At 68.3% G+C, this 25,466-nt stretch carries 25 protein-coding genes; 12 read left to right on the forward strand and 13 right to left on the reverse strand.

The genetic code is table 11. The features are described 5' to 3' along the window. Positions 1–53: 53 nt before the first annotated feature. The 3 genes from ASPU41_RS11165 to ASPU41_RS23735 are packed head-to-tail and all read left to right on the forward strand — an operon-like array spanning position 54 to position 2,795. Positions 54–440 carry a hypothetical protein gene (locus ASPU41_RS11165; protein WP_069950980.1) on the forward strand — a complete coding sequence of 129 codons (387 nt, stop codon included), beginning with the start codon at positions 54–56 and terminating at the stop codon, positions 438–440. After that, positions 418–2,670: a thioredoxin domain-containing protein gene (locus ASPU41_RS11170; protein WP_069950981.1), complete on the forward strand. Its 2,253-nt coding sequence runs from the start codon at positions 418–420 to the stop codon at positions 2,668–2,670. The genes ASPU41_RS11165 and ASPU41_RS11170 overlap by 23 nt, the downstream gene beginning before the upstream one ends. Then, the gene (locus tag ASPU41_RS23735) at positions 2,667–2,795 is read left to right on the forward strand and encodes a hypothetical protein (RefSeq protein ID WP_269450049.1); all 129 of its coding nucleotides are present in this window, start codon (positions 2,667–2,669) and stop codon (positions 2,793–2,795) included. The genes ASPU41_RS11170 and ASPU41_RS23735 overlap by 4 nt, the downstream gene beginning before the upstream one ends. Here ASPU41_RS23735 and trhA read toward each other — a convergent pair. After that, complete coding sequence (gene trhA, locus ASPU41_RS11175) at positions 2,762–3,424, reverse strand: PAQR family membrane homeostasis protein TrhA (RefSeq protein ID WP_197515845.1); 663 nt, start codon at positions 3,422–3,424, stop codon at positions 2,762–2,764. The two genes, ASPU41_RS23735 and trhA, sit on opposite strands and share 34 nt — an antisense overlap. Positions 3,425–3,637: 213 nt before the next feature. Between trhA and ASPU41_RS11180 the strand changes: the two genes are divergently transcribed. Beyond that, positions 3,638–4,399: an isoprenyl transferase gene (locus ASPU41_RS11180; RefSeq protein WP_069952638.1), complete on the forward strand. Its 762-nt coding sequence runs from the start codon at positions 3,638–3,640 to the stop codon at positions 4,397–4,399. A 233-nt stretch (positions 4,400–4,632) separates the two neighbouring features. After that, on the forward strand, positions 4,633–6,075 hold the full coding sequence (locus ASPU41_RS11185; RefSeq protein WP_069950982.1) for a PhoH family protein: 1,443 nt from the start codon (positions 4,633–4,635) through the stop codon (positions 6,073–6,075). A 220-nt stretch (positions 6,076–6,295) separates the two neighbouring features. On the opposite strand, the gene ASPU41_RS11190 is transcribed toward ASPU41_RS11185, so the two are convergent. Together ASPU41_RS11190 and ASPU41_RS11195 are read right to left on the reverse strand one after the other, a co-directional pair. Beyond that, positions 6,296–6,940 carry a GNAT family N-acetyltransferase gene (locus tag ASPU41_RS11190; RefSeq protein WP_069950983.1) on the reverse strand — a complete coding sequence of 215 codons (645 nt, stop codon included), beginning with the start codon at positions 6,938–6,940 and terminating at the stop codon, positions 6,296–6,298. 48 nt (positions 6,941–6,988) lie between these two features. Beyond that, a complete protein-coding gene (locus tag ASPU41_RS11195; protein WP_069952639.1) occupies positions 6,989–7,816 on the reverse strand; it encodes a hypothetical protein in 828 nt (275 codons plus the stop codon). Between the two features lie 58 nt (positions 7,817–7,874). Between ASPU41_RS11195 and ASPU41_RS11200 the strand changes: the two genes are divergently transcribed. Then, positions 7,875–8,438 carry a prepilin peptidase gene (locus ASPU41_RS11200; protein ID WP_069950984.1) on the forward strand — a complete coding sequence of 188 codons (564 nt, stop codon included), beginning with the start codon at positions 7,875–7,877 and terminating at the stop codon, positions 8,436–8,438. Between the two features lie 224 nt (positions 8,439–8,662). On the opposite strand, the gene ASPU41_RS11205 is transcribed toward ASPU41_RS11200, so the two are convergent. Next, positions 8,663–10,228: an IS1182 family transposase gene (locus tag ASPU41_RS11205; protein ID WP_069950985.1), complete on the reverse strand. Its 1,566-nt coding sequence runs from the start codon at positions 10,226–10,228 to the stop codon at positions 8,663–8,665. Between the two features lie 87 nt (positions 10,229–10,315). Here ASPU41_RS11205 and ASPU41_RS11210 point away from each other — a divergent pair, with 87 nt between their 5' ends. Together ASPU41_RS11210 and ASPU41_RS11215 are read left to right on the forward strand one after the other, a co-directional pair. Beyond that, complete coding sequence (locus ASPU41_RS11210) at positions 10,316–10,786, forward strand: NUDIX hydrolase (protein WP_069950986.1); 471 nt, start codon at positions 10,316–10,318, stop codon at positions 10,784–10,786. A 102-nt stretch (positions 10,787–10,888) separates the two neighbouring features. Further along, the gene (locus ASPU41_RS11215) at positions 10,889–11,557 is read left to right on the forward strand and encodes a vWA domain-containing protein (RefSeq protein ID WP_069950987.1); all 669 of its coding nucleotides are present in this window, start codon (positions 10,889–10,891) and stop codon (positions 11,555–11,557) included. A 122-nt stretch (positions 11,558–11,679) separates the two neighbouring features. Here the strand turns inward: ASPU41_RS11215 and ASPU41_RS11220 are convergent, their stop codons facing one another. The 3 genes from ASPU41_RS11220 to ASPU41_RS11230 all read right to left on the reverse strand — a co-directional run bounded on the left by ASPU41_RS11220 (position 11,680) and on the right by ASPU41_RS11230 (position 14,542). Continuing rightward, positions 11,680–13,116 (reverse strand): class II fumarate hydratase, encoded by a 1,437-nt coding sequence (locus ASPU41_RS11220; RefSeq protein WP_069950988.1) that lies wholly within the window; start codon positions 13,114–13,116, stop codon positions 11,680–11,682. Positions 13,117–13,188: 72 nt separating this feature from the next. Further along, positions 13,189–13,803 carry a carbonic anhydrase gene (locus ASPU41_RS11225; protein ID WP_069950989.1) on the reverse strand — a complete coding sequence of 205 codons (615 nt, stop codon included), beginning with the start codon at positions 13,801–13,803 and terminating at the stop codon, positions 13,189–13,191. Between the two features lie 10 nt (positions 13,804–13,813). Continuing rightward, positions 13,814–14,542 carry a DUF4245 domain-containing protein gene (locus tag ASPU41_RS11230; protein WP_331712754.1) on the reverse strand — a complete coding sequence of 243 codons (729 nt, stop codon included), beginning with the start codon at positions 14,540–14,542 and terminating at the stop codon, positions 13,814–13,816. A 236-nt stretch (positions 14,543–14,778) separates the two neighbouring features. On the opposite strand from ASPU41_RS11230, the gene glpX reads away from it, so the two are divergent. Both glpX and galE read left to right on the forward strand, forming a co-directional pair. Continuing rightward, positions 14,779–15,801, forward strand: a complete 1,023-nt coding sequence (glpX, locus tag ASPU41_RS11235) for a class II fructose-bisphosphatase (RefSeq protein ID WP_024366327.1) — start codon at positions 14,779–14,781, stop codon at positions 15,799–15,801. A gap of 113 nt (positions 15,802–15,914) precedes the next feature. Next, a complete protein-coding gene (gene galE / locus ASPU41_RS11240) occupies positions 15,915–16,889 on the forward strand; it encodes a UDP-glucose 4-epimerase GalE (RefSeq protein WP_069950990.1) in 975 nt (324 codons plus the stop codon). A 391-nt stretch (positions 16,890–17,280) separates the two neighbouring features. On the opposite strand, the gene ASPU41_RS11245 is transcribed toward galE, so the two are convergent. The 5 genes from ASPU41_RS11245 to ASPU41_RS11265 are packed head-to-tail and all read right to left on the reverse strand — an operon-like array spanning position 17,281 to position 23,027. After that, on the reverse strand, positions 17,281–18,273 hold the full coding sequence (locus tag ASPU41_RS11245; RefSeq protein WP_069950991.1) for a lipid II:glycine glycyltransferase FemX: 993 nt from the start codon (positions 18,271–18,273) through the stop codon (positions 17,281–17,283). Between the two features lie 4 nt (positions 18,274–18,277). Continuing rightward, positions 18,278–19,570, reverse strand: a complete 1,293-nt coding sequence (gene manA / locus ASPU41_RS11250; protein ID WP_069950992.1) for a mannose-6-phosphate isomerase, class I — start codon at positions 19,568–19,570, stop codon at positions 18,278–18,280. A 58-nt stretch (positions 19,571–19,628) separates the two neighbouring features. After that, on the reverse strand, positions 19,629–21,260 hold the full coding sequence (locus ASPU41_RS11255) for an LCP family protein (protein WP_069950993.1): 1,632 nt from the start codon (positions 21,258–21,260) through the stop codon (positions 19,629–19,631). A gap of 10 nt (positions 21,261–21,270) precedes the next feature. Continuing rightward, positions 21,271–21,882, reverse strand: coding sequence for a 5-(carboxyamino)imidazole ribonucleotide mutase (gene purE, locus ASPU41_RS11260; protein ID WP_083266474.1), 612 nt, complete (start codon positions 21,880–21,882; stop codon positions 21,271–21,273). Next, entirely contained in the window at positions 21,879–23,027 is a 1,149-nt protein-coding gene (locus ASPU41_RS11265) for a 5-(carboxyamino)imidazole ribonucleotide synthase (RefSeq protein ID WP_069952642.1), read from the reverse strand. Before ASPU41_RS11265 ends, purE begins: the two co-directional genes overlap by 4 nt. Before the next feature lie 201 nt (positions 23,028–23,228). Between ASPU41_RS11265 and ASPU41_RS11270 the strand changes: the two genes are divergently transcribed. Next, complete coding sequence (locus ASPU41_RS11270) at positions 23,229–23,813, forward strand: GtrA family protein (RefSeq protein WP_069950994.1); 585 nt, start codon at positions 23,229–23,231, stop codon at positions 23,811–23,813. Positions 23,814–23,858: 45 nt separating this feature from the next. On the opposite strand, the gene ASPU41_RS11275 is transcribed toward ASPU41_RS11270, so the two are convergent. Beyond that, the gene (locus ASPU41_RS11275) at positions 23,859–24,563 is read right to left on the reverse strand and encodes a TIGR03089 family protein (protein ID WP_069950995.1); all 705 of its coding nucleotides are present in this window, start codon (positions 24,561–24,563) and stop codon (positions 23,859–23,861) included. Positions 24,564–24,913: 350 nt separating this feature from the next. Here ASPU41_RS11275 and ASPU41_RS23430 point away from each other — a divergent pair, with 350 nt between their 5' ends. Continuing rightward, positions 24,914–25,456 (forward strand): WhiB family transcriptional regulator, encoded by a 543-nt coding sequence (locus ASPU41_RS23430; protein ID WP_083266475.1) that lies wholly within the window; start codon positions 24,914–24,916, stop codon positions 25,454–25,456. Positions 25,457–25,466 lie beyond the last annotated feature (10 nt).

Here is a 25,466-nt window from a genome sequence, read left to right on the forward strand (position 1 = left end):
ACTGCCAGCCCTGGCGTTGGGTTGCCATTCAGCCCCCATAGAAGGTCCTCACCGTGTATTCCTCGCTCCTTGTCCTGGCCACAACCCCGGCGCCCACCCCCACGCCGTCGCTGCGTCCGGGACTGTCCCAGGACCAGGTGACGCCCGGCCTGCTGGGTTTCCTCCTGACCGCCTTTATCGTGGTGCTGACGGCCCTGCTGATCGTGGACATGGTCCGGCGCATCCGCCGTGTCCGCTACCGCGCGCAGGTGGAGGAGGAACGCGCCGCCGCCGCCGAGGCCGCCGCCGCCGAGGCTGCCGCCGGCGGGGGCACGCCTCCTGACGCCGACACCGATGCCGACACCGATGCCTGGACCGGCTCCCCGTCGGACCCGGACCAGCCCGTCCGGCCCGGCACCCGTCCGGAAAACAACGGCGATGCAGGCCCGGGAAACCGCTGACAGCGGCACCCCGCGCTTCTCCGAGGCCGCCAACGCCCTGGGCGGAGAACCCTCTGCCTACCTCCGGCAGCACGCCGGAAACCCCGTGCACTGGCGGCCCTTCGGTGACGAGGCATTCGCCTTCGCCGCCGCTCGCGACGTGCCGGTCTTCCTCTCGATCGGCTATGCGGCCTGCCACTGGTGCCATGTCATGGCCCGGGAGTCCTTTGAGGACCCTGACACCGCGGAGTTCCTGAACGCCCACTTCGTCGCCGTGAAGGTCGACCGTGAGGAGCGTCCCGACGTGGACGCCGTGTACATGGCCGCGACGCAGGCGATCAGCGGCGAAGGCGGCTGGCCCATGTCCCTCTTCCTGTTTCCTGACGGCCGGGCATTCCACGCCGGCACCTACTATCCGCCCCGGCCGCTGCCGGGCAGGCCCTCCTTCCGTCAGGTGCTCGGGGCCGTGGTCGACGCGTGGCGGGAGCGCCGCGGCGCCCTGGAACAGAACGCCGAATCGCTGGCCCGCGGGCTCGCCGCCTCGCAGCCCGGAGCCGCCGTGCGGCTGGACGGTGTGCCGGCGCCGATCGACCCGTCATTGCCCGGGGAGGCCGTCAGCGCGCTGGCAGGCTCCGAAGACCCCTCCGGCGGCGGCTTCGGCGCCGCGCCGAAGTTCCCGCCCTCCGCCGTACTGGAATTCCTGCTCCGGCACGCCGCCGCTGCCTCACGGGCCGTCGAGACCGGAACCCCGGCGCAGGCGCGCGAGCTGGCGGGCCGGACACTCGCCGCAATGTCCCGCTCGGCCCTCTTCGACCAGCTCGACGGCGGCTTCGCCCGCTACTCCGTGACCCGCGACTGGTCAGTGCCGCACTTCGAGAAAATGCTCTACGACAACGCCCAGCTGCTGCGCGTCTATGTCCACTGGGTCCGGCTGGGCGGCACATCCGGGTATCCGGCCGCGGAAGCCGCCGACGTCGCCGGCCGCACCGCGGGCTGGCTGCTCGCATCGCTGGGGCTCGGCACGGACGAAGCCGGCAGCGAGGCGCCCCCGGACAACCCTCCCGGGCAGCTTCCCGAGGCGCTGGCCTCGTCCCGGGATGCCGACACCGTCGTGGACGGTGTCCATGCCGAGGGCGCCAGCTACCTGTGGACCCCGTCGGCGCTGGAGGCCGTCCTGGGCCCCGGCGACGGCGCCGCCGTCGCCGGGCTGATGAACGTCCACGCCCGCGGCACTGTCTCCGCGGACGGCTCCCCGCTGCACCCCGGCCGGGCACTCAGCCCGGCCGAAGCGGAGCTGTGGCAGCGGGTCCGGCCGGTGCTGCTCGCCGCGCGTTCCCGCCGGCCTCAGCCCGCCCGTGACGAGAAGGTGGTGGCCGGCTGGAACGGGCTGGCCGTCGCCGCCCTGGCCGAAGCCGGCGCCGTGCTCGGGCAGCCCCGGCTGGTTCAGGCGGCGGAACGCATCGCGGGATACCTGGAACGGGTGCACTGGCGGGCCGGTGCCGCAGGCGGGCCCGGCACGCTGATCCGGGTCTCCCACCAGGGCGTCGCGCGGGGGATTGGCGGGCTGCTGGAGGACTACGCCTTCTGCGCCGAGGGCCTGATCGCGCTCTATGCCGTCACGGGCAGGACCCGCTGGTTCCGGCTGGCAGAGGAGATTCTGGCGGCGGCCTGCGCGCGGTTCACGGCCGGCGGCACGCTCAAGGACACAGCGGGGGAGCCGGAACAGGTCTCCAACGCCCTGGGCGGACGCGCGTCGCTGGAGCTGTTCGACAATGCCACGCCGAGCGGGGCCGCGGCCTTCGCCGGGGCGCTGCTGTCCTGTTCTGCGCTCACCGGCTCCCCGGAACACCGCTCGCTCGCCGGCAACATCCTCTCGCTGCTGCCCGCTCTGGCCGTCCGCGCCCCCCGGGCGGCCGGCTGGCTGCTCGCGACGGCGCAGGCCGCTCTCGCCGGCCCGGTGGAGGCCGCCGTCGTCGGGCCGGATACGCCGGATCGGGCAGCACTGCACCGCGAGCTGCTGCTCTCGCCGAGCCCCGGAATGGTGATCGCCCTGCAGGACGACACGGCTGCGGCCGGCGCCGTGCAGGAGGTCGGAGCGCAGCGCGATGCCCTCAAGGTGCCGCTGCTCCGCGGCCGCGGCGCGGCCGCCGACGGATCACCCCTGGTCTACCTGTGCCGGGGGATGGTCTGCGGGCTTCCCGTGGGTTCACCCGGCGAGCTGCGGGAACGTCTGGCCGTGATGGCGGAATGACTTTTCACGACGGCTTCGCCGTTGTGGTGTTCGGCTGCGGCGGCGTCCCGGTGGATTCCGGGGTGACCGCCGTCGGGGTGACGCGCGGACGTCAGCTCAGGACGGCAATGGCAATCGCGATGTAGTGCGCGGCGAAGGCAAAGACTGTCAGGGCGTGGAACAGTTCGTGGAAACCGAAGTGTCTGTAGCTGAAGTTCGGCTTCTTCAGCGTGTAGAAGACGGCTCCGGTGATATAGAGGGCACCGCCAACGCAGATCAGCACGGCGGAGGCGATATTGGCGGCGAAGAAATCCGGCAGGTAGAACAGGGCGCCGCAGCCCAGGGCGATATAGATCGGCACGTAGAGCCAGCGCGGGGCGTGGGTCCACAGCAGCCGGAACAGCACACCGAGGATGGCGCCGGTCCAGATCACCCACAGCAGCAGCTCGGCTTTTGGCCGGTCCAGGAGGGCCCAGGCGAGCGGGGTGTAGCTTCCGGCAATCACCAGCATGATGTTCGTGTGGTCCAGCCGCTTCAGCACGATCTTGACTCCCGGGGACCAGTTGCCACGGTGGTAGATGGCGCTGATGCCGAACAGCAGGACCCCGGTGAAGGCATAGATGGCGCAGGCAATTTTCAGGTCCGGCGTCGGGGCCAGAATCACCAGCACCAGGCCCGCGGCCAGCGCCAGCGGGGCGGTCACGGTGTGGATCCAGCCGCGCCACTTCGGCTTGATCATCAGGAGTTCCGCCAGCCGTACCGCGGCGTCGTCCATCGGGCCGGACCTGCGGTCCGCAGGCTGCTCCGGATCCGGCTCGGGGCTGTAGCTTTCCATGCCGCCATACTAATCTACGGTCCAGTAAGTTACCCGCGGGTAGCACGGTTTTATGGGCAAAATCGCACTGCCCTTGCGCCCGGCCTGCCCGGCGCCGGGTAGCCTAGGATGTGCACAGCAGTCGTACTTCAAGGAAGCCAGGTGAATCTCCGGATGGAAATGCCCGGGTTCCTCTATGGCTTCTACGAGCGCAAACTGCAGCGCTCTCTGGACCCGGAGCGCATCCCCCGGCATATCGGCGTCATGGTGGACGGCAACCGCCGCTGGGCCCGGCAGTTCAACGCCCCGACCAGCCAGGGGCACCAGGCCGGCGCCGACAAGATCCACGAGTTCCTCGGCTGGTGCCAGGAACTCGGCGTCAAAGTGGTCACCCTGTACATGCTCTCCACGGACAACATGAACCGTTCCGGCGAGGAACTGGACCTGCTGATGGGCATCATCGCCAACACCCTGGACCGGCTGGACGAGGACGCAGAAATTTCGGTCCATGCCATGGGAGCGCCGGAACTGCTGCCCGACTACCTCGCCGCACGGCTGAACCGGCTCACCTCCCGCACCCCGGCGCGGGAGAAACTCCACGTTAACGTCGCCGTCGGCTATGGCGGACGCCGCGAGATCGTTGACGCGGTCCGCGAACTGCTGCACGACGCCGTCGCCCGGGGCACGGACATCGGGAAACTGGCCGATGAGCTGAGCGTCGACGACATCTCACGCTGCCTCTACACCCGCGGCCAGCCCGATCCGGACCTCGTGATCCGAACGTCCGGGGAGCAGCGCCTCTCCGGCTTCCTGATGTGGCAAAGCGCGTACAGCGAGTTCTATTTCTGCGAGGCCCTGTGGCCCGCCTTCCGGAAAGTGGACTTCCTCCGGGCCCTGCGCGACTACGCGGGCCGGCAGCGCCGCTACGGCTCCTGACCCGTCACCCGGAGTTCACACGACGGCAACAAGAATCGCCGCAAAATGGGCACCGAAACGTCGCACCCCGGACGTACGTTAATCCCATCAGCAGGCAAACCGCCGGCTGATCGGGGAGGCCAGTACATGGAGCGGAAGTTCGCACCGGGTGTATGGGAGGCCGCGTCCGGCCTCAAGGCCAAGCCGCCTCACCAATAACAATTCCGGGCATGCGCCCCGGGGCTGGAGTCGATGTGGCTATTTCTGAACAACTGCCCGACGTCGTGACCGACCAGGGACAGAAAGCTACCTCTCGCGCCAAGCGAGCCACCTCAACGACCGGTGCAGCCGATAACAGCGCTGCAGCCGGTCCTGCTGTTTCCGGGGAAGGGACAGCAGACATGGAACCGGCCCGGAGCTTCGTCATCGACACCTCGGTGCTGCTCTCGGACCCGCGGGCCGTGCTGCGCTTCGCGGAGCACGAAGTGATCCTGCCGATCGTCGTGATCACCGAACTCGAAGGCAAAAGGCACGATCCCGAGCTTGGCTATTTCGCCCGCAAGGCGCTCAGGCTCCTCGATGACCTGCGGGTCGAGCATGGCGGGCTGGACCGTCCCATCCCGCTCGGCCACGACGGCGGAACCCTCATGGTGGAGCTGAACCACATCTCCGCCGAAGTGCTCCCCGCCGGCTTCCGCGGCGGGGACAACGACAGCCGGATCCTCGCCGTCGCCAAGAACCTCGCCAACGAGGGCCGGGACGTCACGGTGGTGTCCAAGGACCTCCCGATGCGCGTCAAGGCCTCCGCCATGGGGCTGCAGGCCGATGAGTACCGCAACGAACTCGTCAAGGACTCGGGCTGGACCGGCGTCGCGGAAATCGACGCGAGCGAGGAGGAAGTCGCCACCCTGTACGGCCATGAGCCGGTCTTCATCCCGGAAGCAGCCGAGATGCCGACGAACACCGGCCTGGTGCTGCTCTCCCAGCGGGGATCCGCCCTCGGCCGGGTGGGGGCCGACAAGCAGGTCCGCCTTGTGAAGGGCGACCGCGACGTGTTCGGGCTGCACGGCCGTTCGGCCGAACAGCGGCTGGCGATCGACCTGCTGATGGACCCGTCGGTGGGCATTGTGTCCCTCGGCGGGCGCGCCGGCACGGGCAAGTCGGCGCTGGCTCTGTGCGCCGGCCTCGAAGCCGTCCTGGAGCGCCAGGAGCACCGCAAGGTGATCGTCTTCCGGCCGCTCTACGCCGTCGGCGGCCAGGAACTGGGCTACCTGCCCGGTTCCGAGGCGGAGAAAATGAACCCGTGGGCGCAGGCCGTTTTCGACACCCTCGGTGCCCTGGTCAGCCAGGCGGTCGTGGAGGAAGTGATGGACCGCGGCATGCTCGAGGTGATGCCGCTGACCCACATCCGCGGGCGTTCGCTGCATGACGCGTTTGTGATCGTGGACGAGGCCCAGTCGCTCGAGAAGAACGTGCTGCTGACCGTGATGAGCCGGATCGGGCAGAACTCCAAGATCGTCCTGACCCACGACGTCGCCCAGCGCGACAACCTCCGGGTCGGCCGGCACGACGGCGTCGCCGCCGTCGTCGAGACGCTCAAGGGCCACCCGCTCTTCGGCCACGTCACCCTCACCCGCTCGGAGCGCTCGCCAATCGCTGCGCTTGTTACGGAGCTGCTCGAAGGGGCAGAGATCTAAGAGCGTCTTCTCGCGGCCGATTGGCGTTGGGGCCGTGGTCGGGTCCGCCGGGCCACGGCCCTTCGCCGTCGCTTAGACACCTCCCGTCGCTGCGCTGTGGTCGCTGGGCGACCTCCGCTTCGCTTTGGTCGGCGATGCGCTCCTTTGCGAAGAACCGTGACCCGGCTTGGTTGCCTGCCCACCATCTTGAAGGTGGCATGCGCGTCCGTTGACTTTGTTCCTAGATCCCCAGGAATTTGGCTGTGGGTTCGTGGCCTTCGACCTGCAGCTGCCAGTCGGGGCGTTTGAAGGAGGCCGGGGTAAGGCGGACTTTCCGGGCCTCGTGGACTTTGCCGCCCCAGTTGACGCGGGTGACGCCGTTGAGTTCGTAGCCGAGGGAGCGGGAGACGCCGAGGGACTGCCGGTTCCAGAGGGCCGCCTCCGACTCCGCGACCTCCGCGCCGAGCCAATCGAAGGCATACAGGGCCACAGCGGCACGCATCTCCTTGCCGAGTCCCCGGCCTTGGACGCTCCGCGTCAGCCAGGAGCCCGTGCCGACGGTCTTCAGGGTGGCAAAATCCCTGGCCCCGACGTCCTGGCACCCGACGAACCGGCCCTCATGCCAGATGCCCAGCAGGAGGGTCCATTCCCCGGGGGACATGGTGCCGCGGCACCGCCAGTACCACTGCGCCATGTTGGGGCCGAGCTCCTCTTCCGGGGCCTCCGCCCACGGTCTGCTGAAGGGGCTGCGTCCGGGTTCGTGGATGCCGCTCAGGGCCGCCTCCACCGCCGCGGGAATCTCCTCGTCGCGGATCGGCCGCAGCACCAGGCGGGGTGTGGTCAGGGTGAGGCCAAAAGGCGGCCAGTAGCGGGCGGGCTCAGTCATCCGGGAAGCCTAACGGTGCGGCCGGAGCCCTGCCGGTCACACACGCCGTCAGCCTGCCGGGAGTTCCCAGCTGATGTGCCGCCGGACATCCGTGAGGTTCATCGACTCGGCGAGGAACAGGTCATCGAGCATGTACTCGTCCACGGCCAGGATCCGGAGCCAGTGCCCGTACTCCTCGGGTCCGTACCCCTCCTGGCCGTTCTCCAGCCAGCGGCTCGCCACGCAAACGCCCGTGCCGGCGTCGATCCTCACCAGGTTGCGGCCCGGCCGGCACAGCGGGGCCCCGGGGTCGAGGGGGCGGTAGCCGGGGTTGGGAACCACCACGGCTTCCAGGGCGGGGCGGCCTTCGTGCAGCACCTCGATAACGGGGCCCAGCTCCACGGCATTTGAATTGGGGAATTCCAGCGGCACGGGGGCGTTGCCCGCCAGTTCCACCGGGTCCAGCGCGGCGGCGAAACGGCCGTTGCCGAAGCCGGGCTCGCCGTAGGCTGCCTCGGGGCGGCGCCGGACCAGACCCTGGTCGTCGTAGACCGGGGTGACGAGCTGGGGCGGCAGCAGCCACGTCTTCCTGGTGGACCCCAGGTAGAACACGTCGCGGGAGTCATTGATGCCGGTGGTGCTGTGCAGGACGAGGCCGTCCGCGGTCTCCAGCCGCAGCGCCCCCGGACGCCGCAGCCACGCGCGGACCCGGTCCGGAGCAGGTGCTGGTGCAGGGGCGTCAGGATCGACGGCGAGGGGCCGGTCCAGGTACTCAAAACGCAGGGACTGCCACCTCCACGGCGAGGAACGGCACAGGTTCCGGAAGGCGGCCGCCTCTTCCGCGGGGTCCCCGGGCGTGCGCCGATCGCGCGGGTTCGAGGTGTCCCATCCGGCCATATCCACAGTGTACGCGCGGGCCGGCCCGGGCAGCCGGAAATTCCAGTAGCATCCGAGGGTGATCCAACGACTCGGCGAACTCGGCGAAGCGACCCCGCTGGCCTTCTGGCTGGTGCTCCTGGCGTGCGCCTACTTCGCGGTGGTGGCCGTCCGGCTGACGGTCATCGACGTCCAGCACCATCTCCTGCCGAACCGGATTGTTTTTCCGTCCTACGCCGTTGCCGGGGTCCTGTTGCTGGGTGCAGTGGCGGTCCACGCGGCAACCGGTGCCCCCGCCTCGGCGGCTGCGCCCGACGGCGGAGCCGGACTCTTCGGGGTGCCCGGACTGCGCGTTGTGGCCGGGGGAGCGGTGTTATGGCTTTTCTACTTCCTGCTGCGGGCCGTTTATCCGCCGGGGATGGGTTTTGGCGACGTCAAGCTCGCAGGCGTGCTCGGCATGTACCTTGGCTTCCTCGGCTGGCCGCACGTCTTTGCCGGAACCTTCGCCGCCTTCCTCTTCGGCGGGCTGTGGAGCGTGGTCCTGCTGCTTTCGCGGCGCGGCAGCCTGAAATCGAGCATCCCGTTCGGGCCGTTTATGCTCGCCGGAACCGCAGCCGCCATGGTGTTACTCCCGGCGTCGTGAGGCCCGGGCGCGCTCTCCCGGGCCTTTTGGCTAGGACTCTGCTGAACTAAGGGCTCTTTGAGTTGCCGGTTCGGGAGCTTTGGCGCCTTAGCCGGCCATTTGGCCGTTGTCGGTGGGGATCCGGTGATCTGGTTTTCACTCATTTGGGGATGTTGGCGGGGCCGGGACGCCGTGCGGGGACCATGAGGGCCCGCGCCTGGGGCAGGGTTACCGGCCCCGACGGGTCAGGCGATGATCCAGGCCCTGTTTTCGTTGGTGAGTCCCAGTTTCAGGAGCCGTTTGAGGTTCAGCCCGGCAACGCGGAACTGGATCCAGGCGTGGTTTTTCCCGGTGCCGCGGTATCGCAGGCGCCGGTTGTTGTTGGCGACGAGCCAGGCTATGGATCGTTCGATCAAGGGCCGGTATTGCCGGTAGTCCTGCTGGAATCCTGATTCACGGGCTGCGGCCCGGTGGGCCCGTTGCCGGCCGTGGTGTTCGGTGATCACAAGTTTGCGGCCGTTTTTCGCCTTCGTGCACTGCTCACGCAGCGGGCAGCCGTTGCATTCGGAACCGAAGTTTACGTTGCCTTTGGGACTGATCTTGCGGACCAGACCGTTCGGGCATGTCATGGTCCCCTTCCCGGGGTCGTAAACGAAGTCATCAAGGGTGTATCCGCCCGCCACGGCAGGGCGCAGAGGTTTGGGTTTCACCAGCGCCTGGTGCCCGGCCTCTTCCAGATGTTCGAGCATGGCGCCGGAACCATACGCCGAGTCCCCGAGCACCTGATACCCGGTGGCGTCATCCATGGACGGGTCGGCGGCCAGCAATTCCTGGCCGGCCTGGGCATCGGAGGAGCCGTCCCCGGCGGCTTTCGTGACCGCTGCGTTGGTGATCAGCCCGGTTTCGGGTTCCCCCACGATGTGGGCCTTGTATCCATCGCGCAGGACCGACCGGGACTTGTGCGCGTGCCGTGCTTCCGGGTCGACGATGGAAATGATCCGGTCCTTGGCCACCCTCCTGGCGATCCGCCAGCGCCCGTCCGTGCCGTCCGAGCCTTCGGCCGGTTCCACGTCCTGCCCGGCAACCAGCGCCAGCAACGCATACGTCTCCGCGGCCGGGCCCTCCAGCTCTTCCGGGTCCACGGCGTCCAGCAATGCCAGCGCGTCCGTCACCAGTGCCGAAATCAGCGCGTTCTTCGCTTCCCTGTCGTCCCAGGCAATATCGGGCTTCCCGACCCTGCTGTAGTCATACCCGGGAGCGTGGACCGCGAGCAGGCTCGTGCCGTCCGGGACGTCCCGGCCGAAGCGGCGGATCACGGCAATCAACTGGGTGATCGTGTCCTGCCGGGCCACCGCGTCATCCAGGACCGTGGAATCCACGGCCCGCCGGTGCCGGCCATTCAGCACCCCGGTCTCCGTGATGACCTCAAAGACGGCTTCGGTGATCCGGTGCGGACGCTTGCTCGCGGCCAATCGTTTGCGCCAATACGTCAACGTCGAGGGGTGGAACGCGGCCTCGTTGAGCCCGTACCCGCACGCAGCCTTCCACCGCAGATCAAAGGTCAGCGCTTCGGCCGTTCCCCGGTCCGAGAGTCCCTCCAACGCCTGAAGAACCAGCACCGAACCGATCACCGACGCCGGGATAGAGGGCCGGCCCCTCGATGACGTGAAAAGGTCCTCCATCATCGAATCCGGGAACAACCGGTTCCGGTGTTCAGCCAAAAACGCGAAGGCACCTCCCGGGGCCAAGAGCTCCCCGGCCAGTGCCTCCACATCCAAAAACCCGCGCTGGGCGTCCTCAATTCCTTGCATTCAACCAGTCTTAACGACCAGCCCCGCAAGTCCAGCAGGCGCGCCTTAAACCCACCAATTTGTTCAGCACTGTCCTAGGCTGGCCGGATGGCTACCCCTGACTTCATTCTCAAGCTCCGCACCAAGATCGGCCACGAGACCCTCTGGATTCCCGGCGCCCGTGCCGTGGTGTTCGACGGCGACGGCCGGGTCCTGCTCGGCCAGCGGGCCGACAACGGCCAATGGGGACTGATCACCGGGATCCTGGAACCGGGAGAAGAGCCCGCGACGGGCCTGCTGCGGGAGGTCCTGGAGGAGACCGGCGTCGTTGCCGCCGCCGAACGGCTCGTCTCGGTGGACTCGGTGGGCCCCACCACCTATCCGAACGGGGACGTCTGCCACTTCCTGACGCTCGTGTTCCGGTGCCGCTATGTCTCCGGGAAGGCGCGCGTCAACGACGACGAATCCCTCGCCGTGGGCTGGTTCGGCCCGGAAGAGTACCCCCTGCTGATGCCCGGGCATCTGGAGAGCATTGAACGCGCGGCGCAGCCTGACGGTGCCGCCCACTTCCGGCAATGACGAGGAGCGCTCTTATTGTCGGTGCCCCGACGTAGCCTGCTCTTGTCCAGCCAGCCGCTGGCGGAGTTGGTTCGGGTGCGCCCGGACCGGAAACGGGGAAGCATGACAGACGCCGCATTGACACACGTGTACGTTCTCCTGGACCGATCGGGGTCCATGAGCTCCATCGCCGACGACACGGTGGGCGGGTTCGCGGCCTTCGTGCGCGACCAGCAGTCGGTGGCCGGCCGGTGCCTGCTCTCCCTCGCCCAGTTCGACGACAGCTATGAGCGGGTCTATGCCGCGGTGGACATCCGGGAGGTTCCGCCCCTTGACCTGCGGCCCCGCGGCAGCACCGCCCTGCACGATGCCATGGTCCGGCTGATAGGGGAGGCCGGTGCGGAACTGGCCGCCCTGCCGGAGGACCAGCGGCCCGGGACGGTGCTTGTGGCGGTCCTGACCGACGGCCACGAGAACTCCTCACGGGAGGCCACCGGCGCGATGGTCAAGGAGTTGGTCGAGCGGCAGCAGGGCCAATGGGGCTGGCAGTTCACCTACCTGGGCGCCAACCAGGACGCCGTGCTGACGGCCGGCGGCCTCGGCATCCGGGCCGAGGACGCCCTGACCTACGCGGCCGGGAACGTGGATGCGGCCTTCTCGGCCCAGTCGGCCAAGACCCGGCGGCTGAGGGAGGCCCGGATCGGCGGTGCCAGCATGGCGGACGCTGCCGCCGCGGCGGCCTACACGGCCCAGGAGCGTGAGGTGGCCGGGGGAGAACCGCCCCGGGGATAGGACCGGCGCTCAGGGGCGGGAACGCCGGCGCCGCGAACGCCGCCGGCGGGCACCCTTCACGGAAAGGGTGCCGGCCGACGTCAAACGTTCCGGATGGGGCGGAGGCGTTGCCGCCCGCGGTGCTAGGCCTTGTGCGGCGGACGGGTCATGGACATAACGTCCAGGGCGGTGTCGAGCTGTTCCACGGTCAGTTCGCCGCGCTCCAGGAAGCCCATCGCGACGACGGTTTCGCGGATGGTCAGGCCCTCGGCCACGGCCTTCTTGGCGATCTTCGCGGCATTCTCGTAGCCGATGAACTTATTCAGCGGCGTGACGATCGATGGTGAGGCCTCGGCGAGGAAGCGGGCGCGCTCGACATTGGCGGTGATGCCGTCGATCATCTTGTCCGCCATGACGCGGCTGGTGTTGGCCAGCAGGCGCACGGACTCGAGCAGGTTGGCCGCCATCACGGGGATGCCGACGTTGAGCTCGAACGCGCCGTTGGTGCCGGACCAGGCGATGGTGGTGTCGTTGCCGATGACCTGGGCGCAGACCATGATCGAGGCTTCGCAGATCACCGGGTTGACCTTGCCGGGCATGATCGAGGAACCCGGCTGCAGGTCCGGGATAGCGATTTCGCCGAGGCCGGTGTTGGGGCCCGAACCCATCCAGCGCAGGTCGTTGTTGATCTTCATGAAGGAGATCGCGATGTTCCGCAGCTGGCTTGAGGCTTCGATCAGGCCGTCACGGTTGGCCTGGGCCTCGAAGTGGTCGCGGGCCTCGGTCAGCGGCAGCCCGGTATCGGCTGCGAGCAGTTCGATAACACGCTCCGGGAAGCCTGCGGGGGTGTTGATGCCGGTGCCGACGGCGGTGCCGCCGAGCGGAACTTCGGCGACCCGGGGGAGCGAGGCGTTGATGCGTTCGACGCCGTAGCGGACCTGGGCGGCGTAGCCGCCGAATTCCTGGCCCAGGGTCACCGGCGTGGCGTCCATCAGGTGGGTGCGGCCGGACTTCACCACGTCTTTGAACTCGACGGCCTTGCGTTCCAGCGAGTCGGCGAGGTAACCCAGCGCGGGGATCAGGTCGTTGATCAGGGCGGACGTGGCGGCCACGTGGACCGAGGTCGGGAAAACGTCGTTGGAGGACTGCGAGGCGTTGACGTGGTCGTTCGGGTGGACCACCTTGTCGCTTCCGGCGGCCTTGAGGGCGCGGGTGGCGAGCTCGGCGATGACCTCGTTGGTGTTCATGTTGGAGGACGTGCCCGAGCCCGTCTGGAAGACGTCGATCGGGAAGTCGCCGTCGTACTTACCGGTGGCAACCTCGTCGGCGGCATCCGCAATCGCCTGGGCGAGCTCGCCGTCGAGCACTCCCAGTTCTGCGTTGGCCTGGGCTGCGGCCTTCTTGACCCGGGCGAGGGCCTCGATGTGGGTGCGTTCCAGGGTTTTGCCTGAGATCGGGAAGTTTTCGACCGCACGCTGCGTCTGGGCACGGTAGAGGGCGTTCACGGGGACGCGGACCTCGCCCATCGTGTCGTGTTCGATGCGGAACTCTTCGGTGTTCAACTCTTCTGTGGAAGTCATGTCGCTAGCTTATTGGGCGGAGGCGTTGCATCGAAAACCGTGAAGTGCTTGCTACTTGGCCGCTGGACGGACCTAGAGCTCGCCGATTCCGGAAACGAGGTCCGCCCGGCCGTCGGCCAGGCTGTAGGCCAGGCCGATCACTGCGGCCCGGCCGCTCTCCACCGCCTCGGAAATCACGCGCGAGCTGTCCACGAGCCGCTGCGAGGTTTGTTTGACGTTCTCGACCACCATGTCGTTGACATCGGTCTGGTTGTTGCGCAGCGAGGTCAGCACCGACGGCGTGATGCGCTCGACGAGGCTGCGCATGAAGCCGACAGGCATCTGCCCGGTTTCAACCGCTGCCTTGGTGGCCGTGACCGCGCCGCAGCTGTCGTGTCCCAGGACGACGATCAGCGGCACCGAGAGGACGCTGACGCTGTACTCCAGCGAGCCGAGCACGGCGTCGTCAATCACCTGGCCCGCGGTGCGGACCACGAAGGCGTCCCCCAGCCCCAGGTCGAAGATGATTTCAGCGGCCAGCCGTGAGTCGGAGCAGCCGAAGATCACCGCGAAGGGGTGCTGGTTCTCGACCAGGGAGGACCGGCGGGAGGCGTCCTGGTTGGGATGGGAGGACTTGCCGGAAACAAAACGCTCGTTGCCGTCGCGGAGACGGCGCCAGGCTAGGGCGGGAGTGAGATAGGTGGCCACGGCCCCTACCTTACGGCGAAGCGGCGGGGGAGGGCGAAACTGTTGCTTCGGCGGTGCTCCCGGGTGACGCGCCGCCCGCCGTGCCGGAGGCACCCTCGAGGTCCTTGACGACCGCGGCTGCCAGCAGGGTGAATTCGTCCAGCTGCGCGGATCCGGTCAGGATGACGGTGGAGCCGCCGGCGTCCAGAAGCACCATGCTCTTCTCGCCTTTGCCGGTGTCCCGGAGTTCCCAGTCCCGTCCGCCGGCGCTGCGGGTGCCGGTGACGGGCGCACTCTTCACCTGCTGCAGCAGCCAGGTGGGGTTGGACTGCCGCGTCTGGACCAGGGCGATGAAGGATTCCTTGGGGGTAAGGTAGCCGACCTCCCAGGTCGGGACGCCGCTGCCTGTCCCGGATTGCCAGCGGGCGTAATTTGCACGGAATGTGTCGGAAGTATCCGGCGCCGCCGGTGTGAATCCCGCCACATCCGCAGCGTTCTGCGCCACCGCGCCGACGTTGATGTCCGGCCGGTAGCCGTCGGACTTGGGCGAGGGGTTCATCAGGACGATCGGCAGGAAAGCGGCGATGCTCACGACCAGGGCGATGATCATGCCGATCACGGAGGCGTTCGCGCGCTTGGCCGCTCCGGCGCTCAGGACGGGTTTGACGGGCGCCTGGCCGGGCGCGCCCGGCGCGTCCTGGCCGGCGGCGGGGCCGGGGGATGCTGGGGCTGCGGGGGGCGTTTCCTGCAATTCACTCACCCCTCTATAGTCGCCCATTCCGGGCCGATCTCACATTCGACGGCGCCAGCCGGGCCGGGCAGGGCCGGGGGCCTGCCGTTTCACGGGCTGGTCATTCCAAGACGCAGCTTTCCACCACGACTATGATCAGTTGAAGACGAGATCACAAACATACGAATCACCGCGACGGATCGATCCTGTCCGTGCGTATTCAATGATCGCCACTCGAAGAAGAGGTTCACGTGACACCTGCGCCAATGACCCAGAAGTACTCCACGCTCTCCCCGTCCCTCGCCGTCGGCATCGACGAGCCGGACCGCAACCTTGCTCTGGAACTGGTGCGCGTCACCGAAGCCGCCGCCATCGCCGGCGGCCACTGGGTCGGGTTCGGGGACAAGAACAAGGCCGACGGTGCCGCCGTCGACGCCATGCGCTCATTCCTCCAGACCGTGCACTTCAACGGTGTTGTAGTCATCGGCGAAGGTGAAAAAGACGAAGCGCCGATGCTCTTCAATGGCGAGAACGTCGGTGACGGCACCGGACCTGAATGCGACGTCGCCGTCGACCCGATCGACGGAACCCGGCTGGCCGCCCTTGGCATCAACAACGCCCTCGCCGTCCTCGCCGTCGCCGAGCGCGGTTCCATGTTCGACCCTTCCGCGGTCTTCTACATGGAGAAGCTCGTCACCGGACCTGAAGCAGCCGACATGGTCGACCTGCGCCTGCCGGTCAAGCAGAACCTGCACCTGATCGCCAAGGCCAAGGGCGTCAAGGTCAACCAGCTCAACGTCATGATCCTGGACCGGGACCGCCACCGCGGGCTCGTGGAGGAAATCCGCGAAGCCGGTGCCCGCACCAAATTCATCATGGACGGCGACGTCGCCGGTGCCATCGCCGCCGCGCGCGCCGGTACCGGAGTTGACGCCCTGATGGGCATCGGCGGAACGCCGGAAGGCATCGTCTCGGCCTGCGCCATCAAGTCCCTCGGCGGCGTCATCCAGGGCCGGCTCTGGCCCACCAGCGACGACGAGAAGCAGAAGGCGATCGACGCCGGCCACGACCTGGACCGGGTGCTGTCGACCAACGACCTCGTCTCCAGCGACAACTGCTACTTCGCAGCCACCGGCATCACCGACGGTGACCTGCTCAAGGGCGTGCGTTACTCCAAGGACAAGGTCCTGACCCAGTCCATCGTGATGCGCTCCAAGTCCGGGACCATCCGCTTCGTTGATGGCGAGCACCAGGCCAGCAAGTGGGAAGGCTACGCCCGCAAGAGCTAGCACCCGCCGCAAGAGAACTCCCGGATCCCGGGGCGCGTTTCGCGCCCCGGGATTCGTCGTTTCCGGGCGGGCCGGGCAACCGGCGGACTTCCGGCATTGGGTAGGGTGGAACCATGACATGGCTCGTAACAGGTGGCGCAGGATATATCGGTTCTCACGTGGTTTCCGCATTGCGCGGAGCCGGGATGCAGGCGGTGGTGGTCGATTCGCTCTCAAGCGGTCACCGCGAGTTCGTTCCGGACGACGTGCCCTTCGTGCACGGCACGATCCTCGACTCGGAGCTCGTGGCCCGCACGATGCTGGACCACGGCGTCACCGGGGTAATCCACCTCGCAGGCTTCAAGTACGCCGGCGTTTCCGTACAGGAGCCGCTGCTGACCTACGAGCAGAACGTCACCGGCACCGCGGAACTGCTGAAGGCGATGGAGCTCGCCGAGGTGGACAAGCTGGTCTTCTCCTCCTCCGCGGCCACCTACGGCACCCCCACCGGGGACATCGTCACCGAAGACACCCCGACGCAGCCGGAATCCCCGTACGGCGAGAGCAAACTGATCGGCGAATGGCTGATCCGGGACCAAGGCAGGGCGCGGGGGCTGAAACACACCTCGCTGCGCTACTTCAACGTCGTTGGCTCCGGTTCGCCCGAGCTCTATGACACGAGCCCGCACAACCTCTTCCCGATCGTGCTCCGCGCGCTGACGGCCGGCAAGACGCCGCGGATCAACGGCACCGACTACAACACTGCCGACGGCACCTGCGTGCGCGACTACGTGCATGTGGCCGACCTTGCCGCCTCACACGTCGCGGCAGCCCGGGCCCTCGCCGCCGGCCGGCCGCTGGAACGCGTCTACAACCTCGGGTCCGGCGACGGGCTCTCCGTCCGGCAGATCATGACGGCGATGGCGAAGGTCACCGGCCTCGACTTCGAGCCGGAGATCGGCCCCCGCCGGGCCGGCGACCCGGACCGGATCGTGGCAGACGGCACTCTGGCCGCCCGCGACCTGGACTGGAAGATGCGACACTCCGTCGAGGACATGGTCGCCAGCGCCTACGAAGCACAGAAGCGCGCAGCCGCCGCCGAAATCTAGGCTCCGCCGCCCGCCCGGGGACATGCCCAGTCTTCGGGCCCGGGAATGGACATAGTGGCAATATGTCCATTGGGCCAGCGCTCACGCGGGGCATGTCCGGTGCTGCATCTGGGGTGCGCAGGGGACATAAAGCGGGACATGCCCAGTCTTCGGGCCCGGGAATGGACACAGTGGCAATATGTCCACAGGCCAGCGCTCACGGGGGGCATGTCCGGTGCTGCATCTGGGGTGCGCAGGGGACATAAAGCGGGACATGCCCAGTCCTCGGGCCCGGGAATGGACACAGTGGCAATATGTCCACAGGCCAGCGCTCACGCGGGGCATGTCCGGTGCTGCGCGGGTGCTGCACAAGGGGTGTACGGGCGACATGCCCAGTGGCCGGACCGCGGGGTCAGCGGCGGAGGGCGCTCCGCAGCCGCGCGGGCAGCTTCCGGGCCGCCAGGACGCCGCGGCGGGCAGCCTGGGCCCCCTGCCTGGCCAGCTGGTACCCGCTGTAGCGCAGCTTCCGCACCGGCAGGTCCCAGGTTCCGGGGTATGAGACCTCGCGTCCGCCAAAGGACTTTTTGAAGGCGGTAAACCCTGCCCACTGGTGCTCAGGCTGGTCCGCGGGTGCCACGCCCCACAGATCCACATGCTTCAGGCCCTTGTCCCTGGCATCGGCCATCAGGGTGACCAGCAGCGGAATTCCGGCGCTGAGCTTCCGGTGCGCGTCGTCCAGGGCGGCGTGGGCGTAGGTGCGGGTGTCCGCGGAGTCGTAGGCCAGGGCGGCGGCGATGGGTTCGCCCGCGAGTTCGGCGATGAAGAGCGTCGCGGCGCCGGCCGGCATCAGCGAGCGGGCCACCTGCGTCAGGTACTCGTCGCTCTGCGGCTTGAAACCGTTGCGCGCCGCCGTCAGGTGCAGGAAGGTCAGCAGCACGGAGATCTCGGCCGGGTCCTGGCTGGCGCGGAACGTCACACCCTTCTTGTGGATGTTCCGGTACAGATTGCGGTTCGCCGGCTTCATGTCCGCGAGGACGTCCTTGAAGTCCCGGTCCAGGTCCACGATCCAGCTCAGTTCGGGCTGCTGGCTGGCCGGGGCGGGCCGGAGCCCGCGGGCCCGCAGGACCGCACCGGCGTCCGCGGCCGGGAAACCGGCATCGACGGGCTCAACCCGGACGAACACGGCCCCGCAGCTGCGCGCCAGGTCCGTCAGCGCCGCCAGGGCGGCGTCGAACGCGGCCAGGGAAGCGGCAACCGGGCCGTAAGGGGCGTAGAGGAGTTTCCCGGCCGGGTTGCTTTCCTCGATGGCCAGGAAGCGCCAGCCGGGGCCGGAGCGTTCGTGGACTGTCCGCCCCAGGGCGCGCTGGAAATTGGCCCAGGCCGGGCTCTGCAGGAAATGGTCCACGGTCTCAGGCTCCCAGGCCGGTGGTGACGGCAAAGGCCAGGGCGGTCCCGGTGGCGCCCGATGCGGCGTGTGCATTCACCGGTGCCTCGGCGGCGGGCAGGAAGGCGCTCGCGCCGCGCTCCAGCCGCAGCTCGCCCTTGGGGGAGTCGAGGATCAGGGATCCGGACACAACGATGATCACCGCCGCACCCGACTGTGCCAGCGGGACGGGCTGCGCGCCGGGCTCAAGCTGGACGCGCTGGAGCTGGAATTCGCGGAACGGGGGCCGGAAGACCTCCTGTCCCAGCATCGTGGTTTCGGGTTTGAGCATCGGCACACCGGCGGTCTCAAAGGCGACGGTGCGGAGCAGTTCGGGCACGTCCACGAACTTCGGGGTCAGGCCCCCGCGCAGCACGTTGTCCGAGGACGCCATCACCTCGATGCCCAGGCCGTGCAGGTAGGCATGGACGTTGCCCGCCGGCAGGTAGACCGCCTCGCCGGGCGCCAGCGAGACGCGGTTCAGCAGCAGTGAAATCAGCACGCCCGGATCGCCCGGGTACTGCGCATTGAGGGTGACGACGGTGGAAAGCTCGGCCTGGTAGGGCGCCGTGGGGGCACCGGAAACCAGGGCGGCCACAATCGCGGCCGTCGCCTCCGCGACGGTGTCGCCGCCGGCGATCAGCCGCTCGAAGGCCGAGCGCAGGGCCGTGTGCTCCTCGGGCTGCGCCAGATCCTCCAGCAGCAGCGGAACGAGCGGAGGAAGCTCCAGCCCGGCCAGCTCAAAATCCGCCACCAGCAGCTCGAAGACGGCGCGCGCGTCCGCCGCGGGCCGGAAGCCGCACAGCGCCTCGAACGGGGTCAGCGCGAGGAGCATCTCGGGCTTGTGGTTATCGTCCCTGTAATTGCGCTCCGCAGCCGCGCGGTCGACTCCGGCGGCCTCCTCGCGGGCGAACCCCGCCCGGGCCTGCCCGAGGGTCGGATGAACCTGCAGCGAGAGGGGGCTGTCGGCGGCCAAAACCTTGAGCAGGAACGGAAGGCGGGGACCGAATTCGGCCACGCTGTCGCCGCCCAGATGGTGCTCCGGGTCTTCCGCGATCAGCGCGTCCAGGGACCGGCGTCCGCCGTCGTCGGCGACCGCGGCGTGGGCGCCGGTCGATCCGGCACCGCCCGGGCTGAGCGCCACCGACGGGGAGTCCGGGTGCGCGCCGATCCACAGCTCCGCCTCGGGGCCGCCGGAAGCCGCCCTGCCGAGGAGCCCGGCAATGGCTGTCGTGGAGCCCCAGGCGTAGGGCCGGAGGACATTCTCGAGTTCGTACACTGCCGGGGTGTCCCTATCTGTTCTGGAATGCTGTGACGGAAAGACTGGCTGCTGGGGGCTAGAGCGGGGCGCACTGGCCGTTTGTGGCGACCAGGTTGCGGATCGACTGTTCGTCGCCGTAGCGCTTGAACTCGTTCAGCATCTCTTCGGTGATCGGCTCGCCCTCGGGCGTGGTGGTCACCGGAGTGAAGTCCGACGGCGGCGGCGCGGGCTGGGTGCGCGGCGGCCCGCCGGCTGCCGAGAGCGGTCCGGGTGCCGCGTCCTGCTGCCGGATGCCGTCGTCGGCGCTTGCCGCGGGGGCGGGCCCGAGGAGGGCATCGACCTTCTGGTGGATCTGGTCGAAGTCCGGGACCGTGGAGAAGGACGCGTCGAAGTCGGGCGGTCCGATGGTCAGCCGGCGCATTTCCTGGCCCTTGGCCTTCATCGCGAGGTCCACGAAGCTGCCGAGCTGGCCCGCGGAGATGTTGGAGTCGACCACCTTGGTGCCGGCCTTGACGATGTCCTCGAACTTCGCCAGCAGGGTGGCCGGATCCAGCTGCTTCAGCATCGCCTGCTGGACGCACTGCTGGCGGGCGATGCGGGCGTAGTCGTCCACGAATTCGCGCGAGCGGCCGTACCAGAGGGCGTGGTAGCCGTCCAGGGTGTTGTCGCCGGCCGGGATCCAGCCCAGCGGCATGCCGTGGATGCCGTTGGCTTCGTCAACGGTCTCGCCGCTGATCGGTACCCAGCCGCCGGCCTTGATCCGGATGCCGCCCATGGCGTCGATGAGCTTGGCGAAGCCGTCCATGTCCACGAGCACGTAGGCCTGGACGGTGATGCCCAGGGTTCCGGACACGGCCTCCAGTGTGGCCTGCGCACCCGGGTCCGGCACCCCGGGGTACAGGTCCTGGTGGTCGTTGGTGACTTCGGTGTTGATGGCGTTGATGAGGCATTCGTTGCCGCAGTCGTAGCCGTCAGGGTAGATCGTGCGCATCGGGGAGTCTTCGCTGAACTGTGCGTTCTGCAGGTTGCGGGGCACCGAGATGATGGCGGTCTCGCCGGTCTTGGCGTCCACACTGATGACCGACAGGCTGTCCGGCCGGCGGCCGGTACGGTCTGATCCGGCGTCGCCGCCCATCATCAGGAAGTTGTACCGGCCCTCCGAGGGTTCCATGGTCGGTCCGGCGGAGAAGATGCTGCCGATGGCGTCGCGGCTGACATTGAGCAGGTAGGCGGCATAGCCCAGCGAACCGCTGCTGAGGATCATCGCCAGCACCAGGGCGCCAACGACGGCGGGGCGCACCCTGGGTGGCAGCAGCACGGGACGGATCAGCCGCAGGGTGTTGATGAAGAGGGCCGCCCAGCCGATGGCCAGCGCCGCGAGGCCGATGATGAGCAGCAGCGAGCTGACCGGGCCGGTGAACAGGTTGATCAGCGTCGGCCGGGATACCGCGAGGAGCACCGCGGCCAGGACGGCCAGCACCCAGACGGTGAGGGTAACGCGCAGCGCCATCCGTCCCAGCCGCCGGTTGCCGGCAACGATCTGGGCGCTGCCGGGCACGAGCAGCGTCATCAGGACCAGCAGGAAGGCACGCTTGGTCAGAACCGGGGCGGCCGCTCCCGAGGGATAACGGACGGGATCCGTGAGCGACGGCGCAGCCGTCCGGTTCCGCGGCGCCGGCTGGCGGGGGTGGGCGTAACTGTTGGTCATCTGGTGATCCTTAACGGCTGCCCCGGGTGACGACGTTGGCATCGGCGAACACTTCGCCCACCTTGTGCCGCAGGCTTGCACCCTTGCGGGTGGCAACGTCATTGAGCTCCTGGGCGAAGTCGAGCAGATCGGCGCGGAGCCGGGCCGCCAGGGGATCCGTGCCGGTGGCCAGCATGCGGACGGCCAGGAGACCGGCGTTCCGGGCCCCGCCGATGGAGACGGTCGCGACGGGGACCCCGGCAGGCATCTGGACGATGGAGAGCAGGGAGTCCATGCCGTCGAGGGTCTTGAGCGGCACCGGCACACCGATGACCGGCAGCGGGGTGACGGAGGCGAGCATGCCCGGCAGGTGCGCGGCGCCGCCGGCGCCGGCAATGATGACGCGCAGTCCGCGCTCATGGGCGGTGCGGCCATAGCTGATCATTTCCAGCGGCATCCGGTGCGCGGAGACGACGTCGGCCTCAAAGGGGATGCCGAATTCGGCGAGGGCCTCGGCGGCAGCCTCCATCACGGGCCAGTCGGAGTCCGAGCCCATCACGAGCCCGACGATCGGGGCGTCGGCGTCCGGCGCTGCCGGGGACTGGGCGTCCGTGGACCGGGGCGTGCTGCTGCTGGCGCTCATGCGTTCTCCTCGTGGGCTCCCGCTGCGGTGCGGGCCCAGGCCCGTCCGTTCCGGATGATGTTGGCGACGGTGGTGGCACGCTCCCGGACGGAATCGATCTCGGCCGCGGAGCCGCCGACGAGGTTGACGTGTCCGATCTTGCGCCCGGGCCGGACGGCCTTGCCGTAGCAGTGGACCTTCGCGGCGGGTTCGCTGGCCAGGGCTGCGGGGTAGGCGGAGAACAGGTTCTGGTTCTCGCCGCCCAGGAAGTTCTTCATCACGACCACGGGGCCCAGTAGGTCCGTCGCACCGAGGGGCAGGTTGAGGATCGCCCGGAGGTGCTGTTCGAACTGGCTCGTCACCGAGCCGTCCTGCGTCCAGTGGCCGGTGTTGTGCGGACGCATGGCAAGTTCGTTGATCAGGAAGCCTGTTCCGACGCCGGGGGTTTCGAACAATTCCACCGCCATAACACCGGTGACGCCGAGCTCGCTGGCGATCCGCAGGGCGGCGTTCTCCGCCGCGGCCGCGACCTCCAGCGGGATGTCCAGTGCCGGGGCGATGACTTCGTCGCAGACGCCGTCGACCTGGATCGTGTGCACCACGGGCCAGGCGCGCGCTTCACCGTCCGGGGTCCGCGCCACCAGGGCCGAGAGTTCGCGGCTGAATTCCACCTTGGCCTCGGCCAGCAGCGGCGACATCGCCGCGAACCAGTCCGCGGTGTCCGCAGCCTCCGCCGCGGAGCCGACGATCCGCACCCCCTTGCCGTCGTACCCGCCGCGCGGGGTCTTCAGCACGACAGGCCAGCCGGTGTCCTCGCCGAACGCGATCAGCCCGGCGACGTCGTCGACGGCGGCCCAGCGCGGATTGGGCAGTTCGAGCCTGTCGATGGCTGCCCGCATCACAAGCTTGTCCTGGGCGTTGACCAGCGCGTCCGGTCCGGGGTGGACGTTGACGCCGGCCCGCTGCAGGGCGCGGAGATGCTCCGTGGGGACGTGCTCATGGTCGAACGTCAGTACGTCCAGGCCGCGGGAGAACTCGAGCAGATGGTCCAGGTCGGTGTAATCACCGACCGGGGCATTGGCCACGGCAGAGACGGCTGAGACGTCCTCACCTTCGGCAAGAACGCGGAGCTCGAAGCCCAGGGCGGTGGCCGCCGGGGCCATCATTCGGGCGAGCTGGCCGCCGCCAACCACACCGATCACAGGAAAAGTCACATGTCCCAGCCTACCGAAAACCTCGTCATAACCCGGCTTTTGGACGTCCCGGTGCGGGTCCGGCACGGGAAAGCCGGGGCGAGTTCCCCGCAATCGGCGCTAAAATGGGCAGTTGGCCCAATGGCCGACAGTTCAAGAGGGCCACGGAGGGTCATGATTACTACACTTACCGAGCGCTTGCGGGGGCTCGCCTCGCTCTTCTGGCGCGAAGTGGCCAAGTTCGGTGCGGTCGGCGGTGTTGCGTTCATCATCGACAACGGACTCACGTACTACCTGATGCACGGCCCGATGACCGACAGCGAGGCCAAGGCCCGCTTCGTGGGCGCCAGCATCGCCACCGTTTTCTCCTGGATTGCGAACCGTTTCTGGACCTTCCGCCACCGCCGCCAGGACAATGTGCTCCGCGAGTTCGCGATGTTCATCCTGATCAACGGCATCGGCATCGGCATCTCCACCGGGTTCACCGCCCTGGCCAAGTACAGCTTCGGCGTCACGGACAAGAACATGCTGTTCGCTGCCGGTGTCGTGGGCATCCTGGTAGCCACGGTGGTGCGGTTCTTCGCCTACCGCTTCCTCGTCTTCAACAAGGAACTCGACGAAGAGCCGGAGTTCTCCCACGACCACGAGATCATCGAACGGCATCCGCACACCCACCCGGGCGTCACAGTCAAGAGCCCCGCCGTCCAGAGCCGCGCGGTGAAGGATCCGGAACTGCCGGGCCCGCCCGCCAAAGGGTAAGCGCCGGCTCCGGCCTCCGGAGGCGGTCCTCCCGCGAAGGGGCGCTCAGCTGCCGTTGACGCGCTCGTCCGCCAGCAGCTTCTCCGTCACCGCGACGGCGGGGTGCACCAGCACCACCGAGCCGTCGCTCTTCCAAGCACCCAGGGACTGGGCCAGGGCGGCCTCCAGCCCTTCTCCCGCAGGAACCAGCAGCCGCACACCGTCCCCGTGCGCCGCGGCGAAGCCGTCCAGCAGCTCCGCGTGGGTGTGCGGGGTCCCCGCGGCGCCCAGCACGGCACGCCGGGAGGCTTCCGGGTCCACGTGCGGCATAAAAACGTCGCCGTGGGAGCGCACCTCGGCGGCATAATCCACGACGCCGGTGGGCAGCTCGCCCGGCCACCGCATGGCCAGCGCCGGCAGGGCCACGGCCAGGACGGCGTCGAAGGCTCCCTGCGCCGCCCCGGGCCCCGGATCGCCGGTGGCCAGCAGATCAGCCTCAGCGTCGTCGAACACGACCTCCATTCCGAGCTGCCAGGCCGCGAGGGCCAGGATGACGGACTTCCAATGGGCCGGCAGATCCAGCCGGAGCCGCGTCCCGGGTTCGGCGTCGAGCTCGTCCTGCAGGAGGTTGCTGGTCTTCGCCACCCAGTTGTCCAGCACCCGTCCGGAGAGCTCAACGCGCTCGGACTCAGGCCCGTACCAGGTGAGCCGGGGGGAGGTGGACTGGCCGGAACGCAGTGCTGTCATCAGTTCGATTGCCGGGATGCTCATGGCTTCATCTTGCCACGATGACAGGGCGTGTGATCTCTGTCATACAACCCCCGGGGCCGGCCGGACGGGATCACCGGCGCAGATCAAAAAGTTCCCCGTAAATTCAACAAAAATTCTCCGAAGTGCTCAGCACCCTGATTATTCCGCGGGTTCTTCGGGCCGGAGCGTAAAAATCCCGGGCGTGGCGTGCCCCGGATTTCCGTCCCGGGTTGATTATTATCTCCGCCGCGGCTTGACTCCGGGTTACTTACACACGTGTAATTAGGTATCGAAAGCCAATGCGCAGAAACCGGCACACAACCGAGTGCCAAGGATCAGTCAATGGCTGCAAAATCAGAGAGGAAACGCCAATGGGGCTAGCAGAGCGTATCCATGAAGAGGCCGTCGTTGCTGGGCAGGCCACGGCCAAATACCGTTCCCGCGGGGTGCCGGGTGACTGGTACGTAGATCCGGCCGACCCGGACGCGGCAGAACGCTTCAACGAACACACCAAGGACTCACTGCAGGACCAGGCGACTGCCTTCCTCGCGGCGCACGACGAACTTCTGTCCGGTCCGGACCAGGACAACGACCTGCACGACCCGCCGATGGAACTCCAGACCCTCCACGCGGGCACCACCGCGCAGCCGGTCTGGATCGGTCTGCCCTCCCAGCAGGACTTCGACGACGAAGGCGAGCTGGGCTGGCAGACGGACGCCCTCTGTGCACAGACTGACCCGGAGGCATTCTTCCCCGAGAAGGGTGGCTCCACCCGCGACGCCAAGAAGGTCTGCGGGGCATGCAACGTCCGCTCGCAGTGCCTCGAATACGCCCTGTCAAACGACGAGCGTTTCGGAATCTGGGGTGGCCTCTCCGAGCGCGAGCGGCGCCGGCTTAGGAAGCGAGCGATCTAATTCTTCAGGA

This window comes from Arthrobacter sp. U41 (assembly GCF_001750145.1).
Lineage (GTDB): Bacteria > Actinomycetota > Actinomycetes > Actinomycetales > Micrococcaceae > Arthrobacter.